The organism is Alicyclobacillus acidiphilus NBRC 100859 (assembly GCF_001544355.1).
Taxonomy (GTDB): domain Bacteria; phylum Bacillota; class Bacilli; order Alicyclobacillales; family Alicyclobacillaceae; genus Alicyclobacillus; species Alicyclobacillus acidiphilus.
In genome coordinates, this window is sequence record NZ_BCQI01000009.1 from 57,106 (window position 1) to 74,394 (window position 17,289).

A 17,289-nucleotide genomic window follows, 5' to 3' on the forward strand; every position below is an offset into this window, starting at 1 on the left:
TGGGGACTAGGTGCTCTTCGAGACGAGTTCATTGAGATTCCGCACGTTTTGGCGGAATCATGTTTACATACACTTCCGCGCCATTCGTCAGCCAACCTGCTTGTGACGACAAAATATCCGCCACGATCTCGGTGTCGCCGGCACGCAGGTGAACGTTTGTCAGTGCGCCAGAGAATGACAGGTGTGTAACCCGCGCAGGGATTTGGCCAGGGTTCTGCGTGGGAGAGACCTGCACGCTCTCAGGCCGCGCGAACAGCGTCACGGTATCGCCCGCCGACCAGCTTTGGTTGACAGGGTGCGGCCACTCCATCAGAACGCCGTTCCAGTCGACGACGACGCTGTCGGACGAAACGGCCCGGACGGTCGCTTGTAACGCGTTGACGCGGCCGATGAAGTGAGCTGTAAAAGTCGAGGCCGGCCGATAATAGATGTCGGCAGGCGTGCCAACCTGCTCGATACGGCCCGCGTTCATGACGACGACGCGATCGCTCAGCTCCAACGCCTCTTCCTGGTCATGCGTCACCATGAGCGTCGTCACGCCTGTCGTCCGCTGGACGTCCTTGAGGAAGGAGCGCAGCCCTTGGCGGACCTTCGCGTCGAGGGCGGACAGCGGTTCGTCAAGCAGCAAGAGCGGTGGATGGAAGGCAAGCGCGCGGGCCAAGGCCGTTCGTTGGCGTTCGCCCCCGCTCAGGCTGTCCGGGTGAAACCGGGCGCGATGCGAGAGTCCGACGAGTTCCAGCAAGCTGTCGACGCGCTTGCGGATAGCTTCCGCGCGCCACCGGCGAATGCGCAGCGGAAACGCGATATTGTCCCACGCTGTCATGTTCGGGAACAGCGCGTACGACTGAAACACGAGCCCGATATTGCGGTGCTGCGGAGGCAGCGACGTGACATCCTGACTCGCGATGTGAATCTGCCCGGCGGATGGTTCCAACAGGCCCGCAATCATTCGCAGCACGGTCGTCTTGCCGCTGCCGCTTGGGCCAAGCAGTGTGACAAACTCGGATTCGCCGACATCGAGCGAGAAATCGGAGACGGCCGTGTGCGTGCCAAAATGTTTGGAAAGGTTCGTGACTGACAACATCTACTGATACTCCCTTCGCTTGCGTCCGAACGCACCCATGGCGAGAAACACAAGGAGTGCGGAAATCACGATGGAGAAGACGGCCATCGCGGAGCCTTCCAACGGGGTGTTGCCGAATGCGACTTGGATATAGACGGGCAGCGTCGTATAACTTCCGCCAGTCGTCAGGTCGGTGATGGTGAACTCGCCAGCCCCCATGCTGAACACGAGAATCGAACCATTGACAATGCCTGTGCGCAGGAGGGGAGCCTGGATTTGCAGCAGTGATCGCCAAGCCGAGCTGCCCAGGCTTCGCGCGGCATCGTGATACGTCTTGGCGTCCATAAGGCGAAGCCGATTGAGAATCGCCTGCACGTAGTACGGCATGCCGAGCAACGTGAACGCGAAGGGGAGCAAGGCGGGCGTGCCGGCGAGCGCAAGCGGCGGACCGCTGAAAAATTGGACATAGGCCAGACCGAGCACGACGGCCGGAATGACGAACGAAATAAACGAAAACCCTTCAATGACCCGCAAAATCTGCGGATAGTACATGTAGCCATACCAGATCGCCGGCGTGATCAGGACGATGGCCAACGCCACACTCAGCACCGAAATCACCAATGACTGCAGGCAGGCGCTCCAGAAGGCGCTGTCCGTGAACAGCTGCGTATACGGCGACACAGAGAAGTTGCCGCCGCCTTCGAAGGTGAACAGGACGAGCCCAAAGACAGGCAAGGCCATTTGCAGGATAAACAGCGTCAGGATGATCCGGACGAACCATTTATGCACGTCCTTCACCCCCTCGTTTGTTCGGCCCGGCGATGCGCTGCATGGCCAGAAAAACGACGACGGCGAGTCCAAGCACGACCATTTCCAACATGGCCAAGGCGTCGCCCAGGCCCAGGTTCATCGTCACGTTGCCGTCGATCAAATAACCGATTTGAATGGGGATGAGATTGATGCTGCCGCCCGCGATGGCGTAGGCCGTCACGTAGGATGAAAACGCGTTGGCGAACAGCAAGGCGAACGTCCCAACGAGGCTCGGCGTGAGAATGGGCAGAACGACCGCTCGGATGTAACGCCAGATCGATCCGCCGAGTGTGTACACCGCTTCTTCCCATTCGCTGCGGATGGAGTGCACGGCAGGTAACAGAAGAATCACCGCGAGCGGCACGAGAAAGGTGGCGTAGACGATCATCAGCCCCGTGGCGGAGGCGAGGTTGAAGCCGAGATCGGTCAAATTTTTGCCGAACAAGAACTCGAACACGATGGTCACGAAGCCAGACGTGCCAAGCGTGGCCATGAACGCCACGGCAAGCGGCAGCCCGGCGAAATTGGCCATGACGCTGGAGACGGCGGTGAGGGTGCTTTGCAGCCAGGTGAGGCGGGATCGCGTCAACGCCCATGTGACGAGACCTCCGCCGACAATGCCAATCAAGGCGCCTTCCAGCGACAGGAGGCTGGTCGTGGCGAACGCCGACAAATACTGCCCTTGCAACGCGCTTTTGTAGTTGGCGAGGGTGGCGTGCGAACCATTTGAGAAGCTGCCAATGACCATACCGATTGCCGGGTATATGGCGAACAAGGCGACAAACGCGAAAATGGGTATGAAGATTGACAAGGAGAGCATGGACTTGGATTTCATCCAGGTGTGTGCTCCTTTCCTTGGTGAATATCGAGCGTCTCGCGCTCGCGCGAGAAAGGACAACCTCGCATGCCTATCGACACGCGAGGTTGTCGGGGTAGTGGAAGAACGTGTTGTCCAGGGCTTAGCCGAGGACCTCGCTTTGCCATTCGCTGTTGACGGTGTTTTGCGCCTTGGTGAGGTCGCCCGTCAGAAATTCCACTTTCTTCGGCAGAGGCGGCAAATGAACGCTCTTTGGCAATTTGATGTACTTGAGCCGGACCGGATATGCGCCGCCTTCGGCGTAGGAGATTTGACCAGCGTCTGAGAACAGGTACTCGTTCAACAGTCGGGCTGCGTATGGATGCGGCGCGTACTTGTTGATGACTTCAACGTACGGGCCAGCCACTGTGCCGTCCGACGGGACGACCACTTTGATGTCGTCGTTCTTCAGTTGTTGCTGGTCGGATTCGCCGAGGTAGTTCCAGACGATTTGAATCGCGTTCTGACCCGTCTGCATCTCTGAGGTTCCAACGTTCGATCCATTCCAGTTGCCGTTCTGCTTCAATTTTTTGAAGAAGTCGAGCCCGGGCTGGATGTTGCTTGCGCTGCCGCCGTTCGCGTACGCGGCGGCGACCACCGCGTCAAAACCTTCGCCCGCTTGGCGTGGATCGGCGACACCAATCAAGCCTTTGTACTCCGGCTTCAACAGGTCCTTCCACGTGGTGGGAACGTCCTTCACCTTTTTCGTGTTGACCTCAAACGCGATCACGCCGTAGTAGGCAGCGGCCCAGTAACCGTTCTTGTCTTTCAAGTCGGCCGGGATTTGGTTCCAATATTTGTTTTTGTACGGAGCCACGACACCCATCTGGACCGCCGTCGGTCCGAACGAAATGCCGATGTCGCCGACGTCGCCTACAGGGTGCGATTTTTCTTTCTGGAACGCCTGCAGTTCCTGTGCGGAGCTCATGTTGCCTTCAGCCTGATACACCGTCTTGATGCCGTATTTCTTTTCGAAACTGGCCCACATGTCGCCGAGGTTCGCCCAGTTGGCGGGCATGCCAAATCCGTGTACTTCGCCGTCTTTCTTCGCCAGTTGAACCGATACGTTGCTCGTCGGCAGGTTTGCCGCGGCGTAGATGGGTGCGGCTGTGCCGATTGCAAGCGCCGCTGCGCTGATTGCCAATGCGCTGACTGTCCACGTCACGCGTTTCATTGGGGTATCCTCCTTATGCTTGGGTTGTTGAGTGAAACCATTGCCTTAGGCGATCTGGCGAAAATCTCGTCATACTCGGAGCAGGCGCGATCTGCATCAGTTGGCAAATCAAATCCGCCAATTCCACTTGCGAGAATGTCGACTCGCTGTCGCCGAGCTTCTTGAGCTGACTGGAGAGCAGATAGAACGGTACGATCCGGTGCTCATCCAGCGTGCCGCCGTGGTAACCGACGCTGTCCATGCCGTGATCCGCGGTGATCGCCACCTGATACCCGTCGGACAGCCACTGCGGCACCATCATGGCGAGCAGGGTGTCAATCCGGATGACGGCGCCCGCGTACTCGGGGGAAAGTCCGCCGTGCTTGTGGCCCGCGTCATCCACGTTCATCGAGTGGACGACAAGCAGGTCTGGCTGAACGCGCCTGCGCAGGTCCTCGGCTTCCACATACAGATGCGTGTCCGGATAGTGGTCTTCGAAATAGAACCGGCCGTGCGTAATGCCGTGGTCGGCGTCGTGGAGATTGCGATCTCGAACGTGATCGAACGGCGCCTGCTGGTACAGCTCGCTGATCCAGTGGTATCCGAAGACTGCGCTTGTCTTGCCGGCAGCCCGGATTCGATCAAACAGACTCTCTTGCGTCGACCTGCGGACGATCTCATTCGACAGGATTCCGTTAACGATGGGTTCGGTACCCGTGAAGATCGCTTCGTAGCACACTCTCGACAGCGACGGCAAGACGCTTTGTACGGTAGCTCGCAGAGCCTGACCACGTTCGACCAACGACTCCACGAAACCAAGGCGTTCATGCGCGACTTGGTTGGACATGCCGTCGACGATGACCAAAACCAATCGATCGCTCACTCCCACTGTCACCTCCCGGCTGGTTTGCTTCGAGATGCTCCAAACAACCCCCGATGCTTGCAACGTGTTGTTTATTGTTGTTTGATTTGAAATTTATCAGTGAATTCTATGGTTTTCGTTGCATTCTTGTTAAGGTTGGGTGAAAAGTTCGTAGGAAAGCTGTAATTTACGTCTGTTCGATACGAGCTTCGCGAATAGGCATCAGCATTTCACAGAATTGATGTACAATGAAGAAATCTTAGAGCAGACAGAAAGGCTGAATCGGCGTGTCAAAACACCAGCGGCGAATGGTGGTCAAAGTAGGATCCAGTTCTTTGACAGACGCCATGGGGCGGCTTTCAGAACAGAAGATGGATAGGCTCGTGGGCCAAATCGTCGACATGCAGCAGGATGGCCGCTGGCAGGCTGTCCTTGTTTCGTCAGGCGCCATCGCGGCCGGTCTGGGCCAGTTGGGATGGCAGCGGGCGCATATTTCGATGCCGGAGAAACAGGCCGCGGCTGCTGTCGGACAGACCGTGCTGATGGAGACCTACGAACGGCTCTTTGGCCGGCGCGGGCGCAGCGTTGCGCAGTTGTTGCTGACGAGATCGGACGTGGAGGATCGGAAACGGTTCATCCATATTCGCAACACAGTCGGCGCCTTGCTGCGGCATGGCATTGTGCCGATTATCAACGAAAACGACACGGTCGCGGTGGACGAGATTCGGTTCGGGGACAACGACGCCCTGGCGGGGTTGACAGCGCTCGTGTCGGAGGCGGATCGGCTGGTCCTGCTGACAGACATCGATGGGCTGTACACCGCCAATCCGCGCATGAATCCGGACGCGACCTTGATCTCGGAAGTGGCGGCGATTACCGAATCGATTGAGGCCCTAGCGGGCGGCCCAGGGAGTTCCGTGGGCACAGGCGGCATGCGGACGAAGATCGAGGCGGCGAAGGTCGCTGTCCAGGCTGGGGTGGAGGTCGTGATTGCCAATGGCGAAGTGCCTGACGTGCTCGTGCGGATTGCCAACGACGAGCGGGTTGGCACTTGGTTTCGGCCGAGTCCGGAACGGATGGGCATGCGCAAAATGTGGCTGATGCACGCACCCAAACCGGACGGCTCCATCACCATCGACGAAGGCGCGGCACAGGCGTTGCTTCAGTCGTCCAGCAGTCTACTGCTTCCAGGGATTGTCGACGTCGTTGGCGATTTCCACGAAGGTGGCGTGGTCACGCTCATCACCCGAGACGGTCAAATCGTCGGCAAAGGCATCGCCAACTACTCGGCGCGAGACCTGGTGGAATTGGTGAATCGCCGAAAAGCGGGAGAGACTCTGTACAACGTGCACGAGGTCGTGCATCGAAACGATATGGTTCTGGTTGAGGAGGCGGCGAGATAATGTCGAGTGATCACGTGATGGCGCCAACGGCTGGGCAGCATGCGGCCATTCGCGAGGCGGTGCTGCGGGATTTGCGTAGATCGCGCGGCTGCAAAAACCAAATGGCCTTGGCCGCGACTTCGCAGAAGAACGAAGCCTTGCAGCGCATGGCCGAATCCTTGTGGACGCATCGCGCAGGCATTCTCGACGCGAATCGGGCGGACATCGAGGCGGCGCGCCAGGCCGGTCAAACGGATGCCAAGCTGGATCGCCTGCGCCTTGACGAGCGGCGCATCCAGGACATGATGATAGGGTTGCACGAACTGGTCTTGCTGAGGGATCCCATCGGCGAAGAGATCGAATCGACGGAGCGGCCAAATGGCCTCGACATTCGGAAGGTCCGCGTGCCCATGGGCGTGATCGCCATGATTTACGAATCGCGGCCCAACGTCACCGTCGATGCGGCCGGACTCACCGTCAAAACGGGCAACACCGCCGTCCTGCGCGGCGGCCGGGAAGCCTTGCGAACCAATCGCGCCTTGGTCGCGGCCCTGCACGACGGTCTGGCAGCCGCTGGCTTGCCACGCGACGCCGTGGTCCTGATTGAAGAGGTCGCGCACGAATCGGTGGATGTGATTATCACCGCCCGCGGCCTGGTCGATCTCGTCATTCCCCGCGGTGGCGCGGCGCTCATCCGGCGCGTGGTCGAGGGCGCGCAAGTGCCCGTGATCGAAACCGGCGTCGGCAATTGTCACGTGTATGTGGATCGTGCGGCTGATCTGGCCAAGGCGGCCCGCATTATCGTGAACGCGAAGACGCAGCGGCCGTCCGTCTGCAACGCGGCGGAGACTTTGTTGGTCCACCGAGATATCGCGGACGTGTGGCTGCCTGACATCGTCCCGCATTTGCAGGAACTGTCGGTCGAGATTCGCGCCTGTGCTCGCACGTTGGACATTCTCCGATCCGGCGGCTTGGATGGCGGCGTGCGCGCTGCCACGGAGGACGATTGGTCGACGGAGTACTCGGATTTGATCCTGGCCGTCAAAGTGGTGGACTCGTTGTCGGAGGCCATGCAGCATATCGACACGTACGGAACGTTCCACTCCGAAGTCATCGTGACGGAGGATGACGCGACTGCAGAGGCGTTTCTTCAGCAGGTCGACGCGGCTGTGGTTTACCACAACGCCTCTTCGCGTTTTACGGATGGATTCGAATTCGGTTTCGGAGCGGAGATTGGCATTTCGACTCAGAAACTCCACGCGCGCGGGCCGATGGGGCTGCGCGAGATCACGAGCTACAAGTACATCGTTCACGGCCACGGGCAGATTCGCGGCTGATCGCCCACGCCCAGCAACTTGCCGTCCTGACACGGCGCCTGTCGGTTGAGCGGAGCAAATGTTCCACGTAATCTGTACCATTCCTACGCTTGGAGGCGATAGCATGGGTACATTTGGTGGATACACCCGTTGGGCCGTTGTGTTTCTGATTATCTTTGTCCTGTTCTTCTTGTTGGTACCGGCGTACGGCGCAATCGGCGGCAGCTGTGCTGCGGGCGGAGTCTACTAATCCGTTCCGTCGATAGTTTCTAGGAAGGAGCCTCTGCGGCAGCGGTTTCGCCGCAGGGCTTCTTTTTGTGATTGGGCTGCAGATCTCCCTCTGCCGTAACTCCCTCTGTTATAAATAGAGTATCGGACAGAGGAGGGCAGCATCGTTGGCTGAACACGACAGTTGTACAGGACCCCAATCCTCAGGGTTGGACGAGTCGACCACCATCCATTATTTCAAGTTGTTGACCAAGCAAACGAGAGATGTGCTCATTTTCTTGGGAGGAGATGGCTGCGTTCAATACGTCTCGCCGGCGCTGTGCAGTATGTTGGGCTACAGCCCAGACGAGTGGATAGGCATGATCGTTGATGGATACTACCATCCCGATGACATCGAGTATGTTCACACTATCCGCAAACGCCTGGCAAACGGTGAGGATATTTCCACCATGACAAAGCGGGTACGCCACAAACACGGGCATTACATCTGGATTGAGAGCACGTGCAGCGTGGATCGCGATGCCACAGGCAACGTCGTGACGATTGCCTGCATCTGGCGCGACGTGACTGAGCAGCGGAAGCTGACGAACCAACTCCACTGCGCCATGAAACTGGCCAAGCTCGCCCACTGGGAATGGGATATTCGCGAGGACAAAATCTTTTGGTCAGACACGCTGTACGAAATTTGCGGCGTGGACAAAGACACACGGCTCACTCCGGAAATGGCGTGGTCGCTCATCCAGCCGGAAGAATGGCAAGGAATGGACTTCAAGCAACGGATACTGGAGTATGGGCCAGGCATGCACGAAGGCGAAATGCGGATTGTGCGCCCAGATGGAAGCATTCGGTATCTCGCGTTTCAAGGCGACATCGTCTTCGAAGACGGGCGTCCCATCAGAGCGGTGGGTACCGTACAAGACATTACAGACAAAAAGCATCTTGAAAAATTGTTGATTGAAACTGAAAAACTTACCGTGGCAGGCCAATTGGCCGCAGGCATCGCGCACGAGATCCGCAATCCGATGACCGCCATCAAAGGTTTCTCGCAGCTCCTGAAGGAGGAGCTTCCAAAGAGCAGTCAGCGATATGCGGACGTCATACTGCATGAATTGACGCGCATCAACGACGTTGTGAGCCAACTGTTGCTGCTGGCGAAGCCGCAAAAGAGTACGCGCACCACGTTCGACGTCAAGTCGTCCCTGATGGAAGCGCTTGAATTGCTGAACCCGCAGGCGCTCAAGGCGGGCGTTTCGTTCGTCTGTTCGTCGTTTTTGAACGGGTTCGTCCTTGGCGATCCAAATCAAATCAAACAGGTATGGATCAACCTGCTGCTCAACGCCGTCGAAGCGATGCCGAACGGCGGCACCGTCACCATTGCGTCGCGCTTGTCCGACGGCGTTGTCGCCGTTCGCATTCGAGATGAAGGTACTGGAATGGACGAAGCCCGTATGGCGGCCATCGGCGAGCCGTTTTACACAACGAAAGAGCACGGAACCGGTCTCGGCCTCATCGTCTGTCGGAGAATTCTCGATTTACACCGCGGGACCATGACCATCACAAGCGAGCTCCACGCCGGAACGACGGTCGAAGTGAGACTGCCGCTCGCTTACCAACTTGATCCGCCCGATCCAGCGATCTAGCGATCTAGCGATCTAGCGAGGGCAATCCGCCTGCTTCCAGAGATTCGCCGAGATCGACGCCAGATATCGCCGGCGGATCGTCGGCACGCGATGGTCCGCGAAAATCGCCTCGGGTGGAACCACCTTGCTTCCAAGGCCGTATGATGCCTCAACATCAGCCTAGAAGGGGTGGGGCATCCATGGTGCTTACGCCGTCGCACTGGATCTATCTCGCGGTCGTCATTCTAGTCATATTGGGGATGGCGTTTCGAAAGGGTGTCATTCCAACTTGCGTACTTGGTACGTTCGTGATCGGATGGGTATACACCCACAGTTTCGTCAAAGGCATTCAAACACTCTACAACGCGAACTTGGCCAGTGCCACATCACTGCTCAGCATCATCGTGATCATTGGCTTGATGGTTTCGCTGCTGCGGTTGATGGAGCACATCGGTGCCGATCAACTGCTGCTACGTCCATTCCAAAGTCGCGTGCGCAACCCAGCCGTCGCTTTCTGGGGGACCGGCCTCATCAAAGGGGTTGTGTCGCTGTTCGTCTGGCCGACTCCAGCGACGATGATGATAGGGCCCATGATGGTGCCCATCGCCCTGCGCGCCGGCTTGCCGCTGATTGGCATCGCCATGACGATGAACCTGTTTGGACATGGTATCGCGTTGTCGGGCGATTACGTCATTCAAGGCGCCCCGAAGCTGACCAGTTCAGCCGCCGGTGTGCCTGTCGGCGCCATTCTCCACGCGAGTGTTCCCTTGGTTTTGACAACCGGCCTGGTGAGTACGGTCCTCGCCTACATGTTTCTGCGCCGCGACATGAGGCGCGGCGTTTTGACCGCATCCGAGACAGGTTCGGCGAAGGCCCGTGAATCGTTCGGGATCGCCGCAAAATTTGCGGCCGTCGTGGTTCCGTTAAGCTTCCTCGCGACCATTGTCACGACGATCTCGCTTCCCTTGCGCGGCGACGACGCCACGGCTTTCATCGGCGGCGTCGCGTCGCTGTTGTTCTTGGCCATCGCCGTACTGGAGTACGGCTGGCAGGCGCCCAGCGCAGTCATGCGATTTCTGACAGACGGTTTTGTGTTCTCCATCCGCGTGTTCGCGCCCGTCATCCCGATTGCAGGTTTCTTCTTCATGGGCTCGCCTGACGTCGCACCGCAGATCCTCGGAACGGGCGCACCCGGATTCCTATTGGATCTCGGCAAGGCGCTGTCCGCGCACGTTCCTTTGTCCGTGACGCCTGTCGCCATCATCATTGTGCTCGTCGGGGTCATCGCAGGGCTTGACGGTTCCGGCTTTTCTGGGCTCGTTCTGGTCGGTACCTTGGCGCAAGCTCTGGGCACGCCGATTGGCGCGAACGTCGCCGTCTTGGCCGCGCTCGGCCAGATTGGCTCCGTCTGGAGCGGCGGAGGCACGCTCGTTCCCTGGGGCGTCCTCGACATCGCCGGCGTGACCGGCTGCAATCCGGAAGCCTTGACGAGACGCAATTTCCTGCCCGTCATCTGCGGCCTGGCTGCGGCGACAATCGTCGCGATCGCCCTGGCATAGACCGAATCCCGATGAGCCGTTTGGGGGAGGGAGCAGGGACAAAAGTGCCGCTGCGGCGTCGCGATCGCGGTTATACGAGCCCTTTTTTCACTTGATAGATCTGATTAGAGTACACACATCATGTACATCAGGATGAAACGAAACGGGTTGTGTGATAGGTTCCTGGAAGGGCGCCGCGCCTAGCGCGCGAAATGCCTCGGTTCACTGTTCTTTCTTCCAGTTGTCGCAAAAGCGCCGGGCTTCCTCCGGCGTGTCGAACGTGGCAAGCGGTTTGCCCGTGCCAACGATTGCATTGTCCAAGTCGGGAGCGAGAATCACGGCGCATTTGCCGTTGTCTGTTTCGTGGATATCGAACGTCGCTTCGTCGGTTTTGTAAAAACCCATGTCTCTCCGCTCCCATCGTCGTCGTTGACGCGAATTAAACGAAATTCATCGTCCGTTATTCTGGCATTCGCGACAAAGGTTCATGCGGCGACAACGATACGCCGGGTGTTGCGGCAGGAGCGTTTTGTCCTGCATAAGGGATAAAGGTCCGTTGAGGCGGCGCGATCGCGGGGAAGCACGCGCTCGCCTCCGCGTAGCGGCAGTTTTGAGACTGTCGATTCATGGAGCGCGTCACTGCCCGTTGGTTTGGTCAGCGAGATTTTGAAGGAAGTGCTTACTATTTTGTATAAGAAGGAGAAGAACCTAGGCAGAACCCCTGGCCATGAAACTGCCTTGTGGTAAATTTCGGAGTGCTAACGGAGAAAATTCTCGTCCCTAGTGAGGCCGAAATTGCTTCTCAGAATGTGAGATCTTCTCAATCTTCTCTCGAAAATCAAACCACTGCGAGGGTCGGTGAAGGTGAGAAGTGCGAGGCTTGTGGCAAATAGGCGTCTCTCAGACGCTTATCTCCGTGAAGTGGCGGGATCGAAGGCAAATAGGCGGCCCAAAGTGGCTTAATTGCCTCCGTTGCCCCCGAAATGGAGGGATTTCAGGCAAATAAGCCTCTGTGCGCCGCTTATTCGGAGCGAGTCAGACGATTCGACACACTTAAGCGGCCGCGGGGCGCTTATTTCGCCCCCGTGCCCCGTGCCCCGTGCCCCCCCGACTCCCTTACGTGAAGTCGAAATAGAACGAGATGTTTGTAAATGGGAAGAAAAATGGCATATAGTGAGGTTAATGCATGTCATCGGTGTCGTTACGGCTTTGTGTGCATTCTACGGGGAAGAGGGAATATTCCCTGCGCAAGCCGGTATAGTACATAGTCGGCATCGCAGGACAAACAAGGTGAACTGTTCATGCGGGACATGACCGTTGAAGAACTATGGGGTTGTCTCTCAAGTACGACTGACAATATTCTGGTGATTCTTGATGATCAATTGCGTGTTCAGTTTCTCAATGATGCTGCAAAGAGCGCCTTGCACATTGGTGAAATGGACTATGTGAACCAGGACTACTTTGATGTCATGTCAACATTGATCCTTCCGAACGACAGGGATGCCACAATCATATCCAAAGTGTTCACATCGGGCGAGCCATCTGCAGAGTTCATTCGCAAATCCCCGGACGAGAGGTATTTTTCGATCAACGCTGCGCCGATGAAGGCAGGCAGCAATATCATTGGTGTTCTGATCGTTGGGGCGGACATCACGGACTATATTCACATCCAGGAAGAATTGGACCGCGCATTTTCTCTCACTCTGCCTGACACCAAGATCGAATTCAAGCTGAAGACCACGATTGAGTATCAAGACGAATTTAACCCAGATACCCAAAAAATCCGCATCACGGGCCGCATGTTGGATGGCGGATACCGCCATGTCGTCAACTGCCTAAGGATTTTCTCCATTCTCCGTTCCATGGGTGTCACGAAAGTCATTGGTATCGATAAAACGTTGATGACACAAGCGTTTATCTTTCACGATTTAGGCAAGACACAACCGATTTTGCAGGTGGGGGACGAAGTGGATCCAGCACTGTTGTTTGAAGACGGCAAGCTCCACGCTGCTCGTTCGGCTGAGTTGGCCCGGGGATACTACGACGTCGAAGAGGACGCTGTCACGCTGATCAAATACCATCACCATCGAGAGACTGAGTTGCCAAGCGATTTTCCGTGGAGGTTGATTCCCGCGTGGCGTCTCTTTCAACTGATCGACGGTATTTCCGCCGCCATTACGCGCGTTGGTATCGCGGTCGAACTGAACGTCTTTGACTGTGTGGTGCAGGTGAACGAGATCAACAATCCTCGCCCTCAATACAACGGGACCAGGCAAATCGATCTCTATAGTGGACAAGTCACCTATGGTATCGACATGTTGCCGGGATCGGTCTGGGTATCGGGAAAGTGCATCACGAAGTACACAAGGGGGCAGATGATCTAGTTTTGGCACGTCTGGTGCCCATAGGAGATGACAGCATGATTTCACCAGGGGAAGAGATCCTCGACATATTCGATCACGACATGCGATGGGTGGGAACGGCCTCGCGCGCTGACGTCCATCGTGAGGGATACTGGCATCAGACGTTTCACTGCTGGGTGTGCGTTCAAGTGGATGGCGTCGCTCATCTCGTCCTTCAGCTGCGTCATCCGTCGAAAGATACCAATCCAGGCAAGCTGGACGTGAGTTGCGCCGGTCACCTCAGCGCGGGCGAGCGTCCAGATGATGGAACGCGGGAACTGCGCGAAGAGCTCGGTCTCGAGGTCGAATTTGCGGATTTGCGGGAAGCCGGTGCCTATCGCGAACAGTCGAGTGCCGATGGCGTGATCGACAACGAGTATTGCCACATCTACGTGTACCATCATCGAGATTACACGTCTCTCCACGGTTATCGGCCTGCGCCTGACGAGGTCAGTGGATTGTACCTCGTCCCAGTGCGAACGTTTGCGCAATTGTGCAAGGGCGAAATCGACCAGGCGGCATGCAGTGGGTGCATCTATTCCGAGGACGGTTCTCCCGTGCCTTCGAAGCGCGATGTTCGGTTGGACGATCTCGTCCATCGTCCCGCAGGTTATTACGAATTGTTGTTCAATTGCCTGAAGCAGGGCTGAAAATCGCCAATTGTTCCGCCTGGGGCTCGACTGACAAGCGCAACGGGCGGTTCTTTGTTTGTGCCTCGATATTCACTATCAGACGAATAACTAGGTAAAAAAGGACCATAAATGGCTATTGACCTCGCAAGTATGAAAGCGCTATACTCTGTGCAAACGTTTGCAAAACGATAGCATTGTGATGAGGGGGAGCTACAAGTGAAAAAGAAGCATGTAGTGGCGGCTGGAATTGCGACATTTGTCTTGGCTGGCGGTATTTTAGAAGGATGTGCTAGTGCAAACGGAAGCACAAACGTGCAAGTCGGTGCCGCTAGCGCCTTGCCAAAGGGTCAAACCATTACTGTCTGGTCATGGGCAGGCGGCCCGCAGTTGACCGACGTCAAGAAGATCGCGGCAGCTTGGGCGAAACAGCACGGAGATACCGTGAAGGTCGTCGACGAGAGCGCGAACCCCAACGGATTCCAGTTCTATGCAACAGCTGCACGCACGGGGAAAGGGCCAGACGTCGTGTTTGGTATGCCGCATGACAACAACGGCACCTTCGCCGAAGAGGGTCTGATCTCGACCGTTCCCAGTGGCGTGATCAACACGAGTCAATACGCCGCCAACACGATCGACGCGGTGAAAGTCAATGGCACCATGTATTCAGTACCGGTTTCCGTGCAGGTGGCGGCGCTTTACTACAACAAGAAACTCGTGAAGACCCCCCCGACAACGTGGAACCAATTCGTGCAAGACGCCAACGCGCACGGCTTCATGTACGACCAGGCGAATTTGTATTATGACTACGCGCTGATTGGCGGATTTGGCGGATATGTGTTCAAAGACAGCAACGGAACGCTCGATCCAAACGACATTGGTTTGGACAACGCGGGAGCCGTGAAGGCGTACGCGTTGATGCACGATATGGACAGCAAATACAAGTGGATGACGCCGAGTGTCGACGGCTCCATCGCGAAGTCTCAATTCCTGGCTGGGAAAATCGGTATGTATGTGAGTGGTCCATGGGACACTGGCGACATCGAGAAAGCGAAGATCGATTACGGTATCACGCCCTGGCCGAAACTTTCCAACGGCAAACCGGCGACGCCGTTCCTGGGCGTAATCACCGCGTTCGTGAACAAGGAGAGCAAGACCCAGGATGCGGACTGGAGTCTGGTGGAAGCGCTGTCCAACGCGTCAGCCCAACGGACCTATTTCAGCGATTCGCAACAAATTCCAGCTCTGGTCAGCGTCCAGAAGTCGAAGGCGATACAACAGAATCCTGCCTTCAAGGCATTCACGGCAGCGTTGAAAAACTCGGTCCCGATGCCGAACATTCCGCAAATGCAACCAGTGTGGAACGCCGATACGATTTTGAAGAACATCATCGATGGCAAGGTTTCGCCGGAGCAGGGTGGTAAGGACTTCGTCCAAAATATTCAAAAGGGCATCCTCGCCCAAGGCTGATAAAAGGGATTCGTCAGGGGAGTTCGGTCGCCGACGGCCGGCTCCCTTCTCATATGGAGGTGGATGAGACGTGGGCGTTGCGCAAGTTGGCGTTGGCGAAAACTCGAAGACCATGCAGCCGAGGAGGAAGCGCAGGCGGAAAATCGACTGGATCGCCTACGGATACTTGTCACCCGCATTGGTGACAATCTGTGTTCTCAGTATTCTTCCCATTTTCTACACCATCTATATTTCGTTTACGAATTTTGATCAAATGCACTTCACGTCCTATCAATTCGTCGGGCTGAAAAACTATTTGGAATTGCTCAATCCGAAGGATCCGTTGTCGGATTTGTTTATTCCGACGCTCATCTGGACGGTGATTTATGCGCTCTGTACCACGGGGCTCAGCTACATGGTAGGACTTGTGATCGCGGTCCTGCTCAACAACAAAAACATGCGCGAGGCGACCGTCTATCGAACGCTGTTGATTGTGCCCTGGGCGGTTCCTACGCTCATCACGATGCTCGCGTGGCAAGGGCTGCTCAATGATCAATACGGGCAGATCAACGGTCTGTTGCATGGTGTCCTCGGCTTGCCGAGGATTCCATGGCTCACGAACCCGATTTGGGCCAAAGTGGGCATTGTCACAGCCAATGTCTGGGCCGGCTTTCCGTACATGATGGTCGTTTGTCTCGGCGCTCTGCAGTCGATCCCGACGGATCAGTACGAAGCCGCCGCAATTGATGGGGCTTCGTGGACACAATTGTTCCGTTTTGTGACCATGCCTTCCGTGTGGCGAATTTCGTTGCCGTTGTTGATTCCGTCGTTCGCGTTCAACTTCAACAATTTCAACGGCAGTTATCTGCTGACAGGCGGCGGGCCGCCGAATTCGAACAACCCGTTCCTCGGCACCACCGATATCCTCGCGTCGGCGGCCTATAAAATGACCATCAGCTTTAATCGGTACGATCTCGGCTCCGCCATCGCGGTTCTCCTGTTTATCTTGGTCGCTTTCATCAGTTGGCTGCAGATGCGTTATACAGGCGCTTTCAAGGAGGTGGACGCGTAATGTCGATGGCAAGCCAATGGAACAGTCCCGCAACCCAGAAGGTGGTCACGCGCACCAAACGGACCCGTCTGCGCCCTGGGGAAGCAACTGTACTATGGGTCTCGCGGGTGATTATCTGGTGCGTGATCGCGATTGTGTTGATCCCGATGTGGTTCGTCTTCACAGCGTCGTTTGACCCGTCCAACTCGTATATCTCTGTTTCGTTCTTCCCGGCGCACGCCACCTTCGCCAACTATCGCGCGCTCTTCGCCGGCGGGCAGTTTGTGATTTGGCTGCGCAACAGTCTGATTGTCGGCTTGGTGCTGGGTATTGCCCAGGTGTTCATCACGGCCATTTCCTCGTTCGCCTTTTCAAAACTGCGCTTTTATGGGCGAAAGTACGGCCTGATGACGCTGCTGCTCCTTCAAATGTTCCCAAATTTCCTGTCGTTGTCTGCGTTTTATACGGTTTTGGCAAAACTGAACATGATTGATTATCTTGGTTCATACATTCTGGTCTTGTTGGGCGCGAGCGCGTTCAACGTCTGGTTGTTGAAGGGTTTCATGGACTCGATTCCGAAGGAGTTGGATGAAGCGGCGCTGATCGATGGCGCCAATACGTGGCATCGGTTCATTCGCATCCAACTGCCTCTTTCAGCGCCGATGCTGGTCGTTATTTTTCTGTTGACGTTGGTTGGCTCCTTTGGGGAGTACATTTTCTCTGGCGTTATCCTTCAATCACCTCAGAACTATACGCTCGGCGTTGGCATGTACGACATGATCAGCGGCCAGTTCGCGAAAAATTGGGGAGAGTTTGCCGCCGCCGCCCTCCTCTCGGCTGTGCCGCTGGCGATCATCTTCGCGTTTGCGCAGAAATACCTTGCTTCTGGCCTGGTGGCGGGATCGGTCAAAGGATAAGGCAGTTCATTTCG

General features: G+C 56.6%; 16 protein-coding genes. 10 read left to right on the top strand and 6 right to left on the bottom strand.

The genetic code is table 11. The features are described 5' to 3' along the window. Positions 1-28 precede the first annotated feature (28 nt). From AAC01S_RS05325 to AAC01S_RS05345, 5 genes are all read right to left on the bottom strand, one after another. Positions 29-1,084 (bottom strand): ABC transporter ATP-binding protein, encoded by a 1,056-nt coding sequence (locus tag AAC01S_RS05325; RefSeq protein WP_067619965.1) that lies wholly within the window; start codon positions 1,082-1,084, stop codon positions 29-31. Then, on the bottom strand, positions 1,085-1,852 hold the full coding sequence (locus AAC01S_RS05330) for an ABC transporter permease (RefSeq protein WP_067619968.1): 768 nt from the start codon (positions 1,850-1,852) through the stop codon (positions 1,085-1,087). It lies immediately after the preceding gene. Then, positions 1,845-2,708 carry an ABC transporter permease gene (locus AAC01S_RS05335; protein WP_067619971.1) on the bottom strand — a complete coding sequence of 288 codons (864 nt, stop codon included), beginning with the start codon at positions 2,706-2,708 and terminating at the stop codon, positions 1,845-1,847. Before AAC01S_RS05335 ends, AAC01S_RS05330 begins: the two co-directional genes overlap by 8 nt. A gap of 124 nt (positions 2,709-2,832) precedes the next feature. Beyond that, the gene (locus AAC01S_RS05340; protein WP_067619974.1) at positions 2,833-3,903 is read right to left on the bottom strand and encodes an ABC transporter substrate-binding protein; all 1,071 of its coding nucleotides are present in this window, start codon (positions 3,901-3,903) and stop codon (positions 2,833-2,835) included. A gap of 13 nt (positions 3,904-3,916) precedes the next feature. Beyond that, positions 3,917-4,765, bottom strand: a complete 849-nt coding sequence (locus AAC01S_RS05345) for an alkaline phosphatase family protein (protein WP_067619977.1) — start codon at positions 4,763-4,765, stop codon at positions 3,917-3,919. Positions 4,766-5,031: 266 nt separating this feature from the next. Between AAC01S_RS05345 and proB the strand changes: the two genes are divergently transcribed. From proB to AAC01S_RS05365, 5 genes are all read left to right on the top strand, one after another. After that, the gene (gene proB, locus AAC01S_RS05350; protein WP_067619980.1) at positions 5,032-6,147 is read left to right on the top strand and encodes a glutamate 5-kinase; all 1,116 of its coding nucleotides are present in this window, start codon (positions 5,032-5,034) and stop codon (positions 6,145-6,147) included. Beyond that, the gene (locus AAC01S_RS05355; protein WP_245630091.1) at positions 6,147-7,463 is read left to right on the top strand and encodes a glutamate-5-semialdehyde dehydrogenase; all 1,317 of its coding nucleotides are present in this window, start codon (positions 6,147-6,149) and stop codon (positions 7,461-7,463) included. The genes proB and AAC01S_RS05355 overlap by 1 nt, the downstream gene beginning before the upstream one ends. 103 nt (positions 7,464-7,566) lie before the next feature. After that, positions 7,567-7,692, top strand: coding sequence for a hypothetical protein (locus tag AAC01S_RS20050; protein WP_281178110.1), 126 nt, complete (start codon positions 7,567-7,569; stop codon positions 7,690-7,692). Positions 7,693-7,837: 145 nt separating this feature from the next. After that, on the top strand, positions 7,838-9,310 hold the full coding sequence (locus tag AAC01S_RS05360) for a PAS domain S-box protein (RefSeq protein ID WP_067619983.1): 1,473 nt from the start codon (positions 7,838-7,840) through the stop codon (positions 9,308-9,310). Between the two features lie 179 nt (positions 9,311-9,489). Then, positions 9,490-10,848 carry a hypothetical protein gene (locus AAC01S_RS05365; RefSeq protein WP_067619986.1) on the top strand — a complete coding sequence of 453 codons (1,359 nt, stop codon included), beginning with the start codon at positions 9,490-9,492 and terminating at the stop codon, positions 10,846-10,848. A 201-nt stretch (positions 10,849-11,049) separates the two neighbouring features. Here AAC01S_RS05365 and AAC01S_RS05370 read toward each other — a convergent pair whose 3' ends face one another. Next, positions 11,050-11,232: a hypothetical protein gene (locus AAC01S_RS05370; protein ID WP_067619988.1), complete on the bottom strand. Its 183-nt coding sequence runs from the start codon at positions 11,230-11,232 to the stop codon at positions 11,050-11,052. A gap of 896 nt (positions 11,233-12,128) precedes the next feature. On the opposite strand from AAC01S_RS05370, the gene AAC01S_RS05375 reads away from it, so the two are divergent. The 5 genes from AAC01S_RS05375 to AAC01S_RS05395 all read left to right on the top strand — a co-directional run bounded on the left by AAC01S_RS05375 (position 12,129) and on the right by AAC01S_RS05395 (position 17,275). Further along, positions 12,129-13,211, top strand: a complete 1,083-nt coding sequence (locus AAC01S_RS05375; protein WP_067619991.1) for a PAS domain-containing protein — start codon at positions 12,129-12,131, stop codon at positions 13,209-13,211. 35 nt (positions 13,212-13,246) lie between these two features. Beyond that, positions 13,247-13,879: an NUDIX hydrolase gene (locus AAC01S_RS05380; protein ID WP_083511545.1), complete on the top strand. Its 633-nt coding sequence runs from the start codon at positions 13,247-13,249 to the stop codon at positions 13,877-13,879. Between the two features lie 198 nt (positions 13,880-14,077). Continuing rightward, complete coding sequence (locus AAC01S_RS05385; RefSeq protein ID WP_067619994.1) at positions 14,078-15,328, top strand: sugar ABC transporter substrate-binding protein; 1,251 nt, start codon at positions 14,078-14,080, stop codon at positions 15,326-15,328. Between the two features lie 70 nt (positions 15,329-15,398). Continuing rightward, positions 15,399-16,379 (top strand): carbohydrate ABC transporter permease, encoded by a 981-nt coding sequence (locus tag AAC01S_RS05390; RefSeq protein WP_245630092.1) that lies wholly within the window; start codon positions 15,399-15,401, stop codon positions 16,377-16,379. Continuing rightward, positions 16,379-17,275, top strand: a complete 897-nt coding sequence (locus AAC01S_RS05395; protein ID WP_067619997.1) for a sugar ABC transporter permease — start codon at positions 16,379-16,381, stop codon at positions 17,273-17,275. Before AAC01S_RS05390 ends, AAC01S_RS05395 begins: the two co-directional genes overlap by 1 nt. The last annotated feature ends 14 nt before the right edge of the window (positions 17,276-17,289 follow it).

Excerpts from the sequence above, each read along its gene's own strand:
- AAC01S_RS05325 (WP_067619965.1), bottom strand. The coding sequence starts at position 1,084 with ATGTTGTCAGTCACGAACCTTTCCAAACATTTTGGCACGCACACGGCC.
- AAC01S_RS05335 (WP_067619971.1), bottom strand. The coding sequence starts at position 2,708 with ATGAAATCCAAGTCCATGCTCTCCTTGTCAATCTTCATACCCATTTTC.
- AAC01S_RS05340 (WP_067619974.1), bottom strand. The coding sequence starts at position 3,903 with ATGAAACGCGTGACGTGGACAGTCAGCGCATTGGCAATCAGCGCAGCG.
- AAC01S_RS05355 (WP_245630091.1), top strand. The coding sequence starts at position 6,147 with ATGTCGAGTGATCACGTGATGGCGCCAACGGCTGGGCAGCATGCGGCC.
- AAC01S_RS20050 (WP_281178110.1), top strand. The coding sequence starts at position 7,567 with ATGGGTACATTTGGTGGATACACCCGTTGGGCCGTTGTGTTTCTGATT.
- AAC01S_RS05365 (WP_067619986.1), top strand. The coding sequence starts at position 9,490 with ATGGTGCTTACGCCGTCGCACTGGATCTATCTCGCGGTCGTCATTCTA.
- AAC01S_RS05370 (WP_067619988.1), bottom strand. The coding sequence starts at position 11,232 with ATGGGTTTTTACAAAACCGACGAAGCGACGTTCGATATCCACGAAACA.
- AAC01S_RS05375 (WP_067619991.1), top strand. The coding sequence starts at position 12,129 with ATGCGGGACATGACCGTTGAAGAACTATGGGGTTGTCTCTCAAGTACG.
- AAC01S_RS05380 (WP_083511545.1), top strand. The coding sequence starts at position 13,247 with ATGATTTCACCAGGGGAAGAGATCCTCGACATATTCGATCACGACATG.
- AAC01S_RS05395 (WP_067619997.1), top strand. The coding sequence starts at position 16,379 with ATGTCGATGGCAAGCCAATGGAACAGTCCCGCAACCCAGAAGGTGGTC.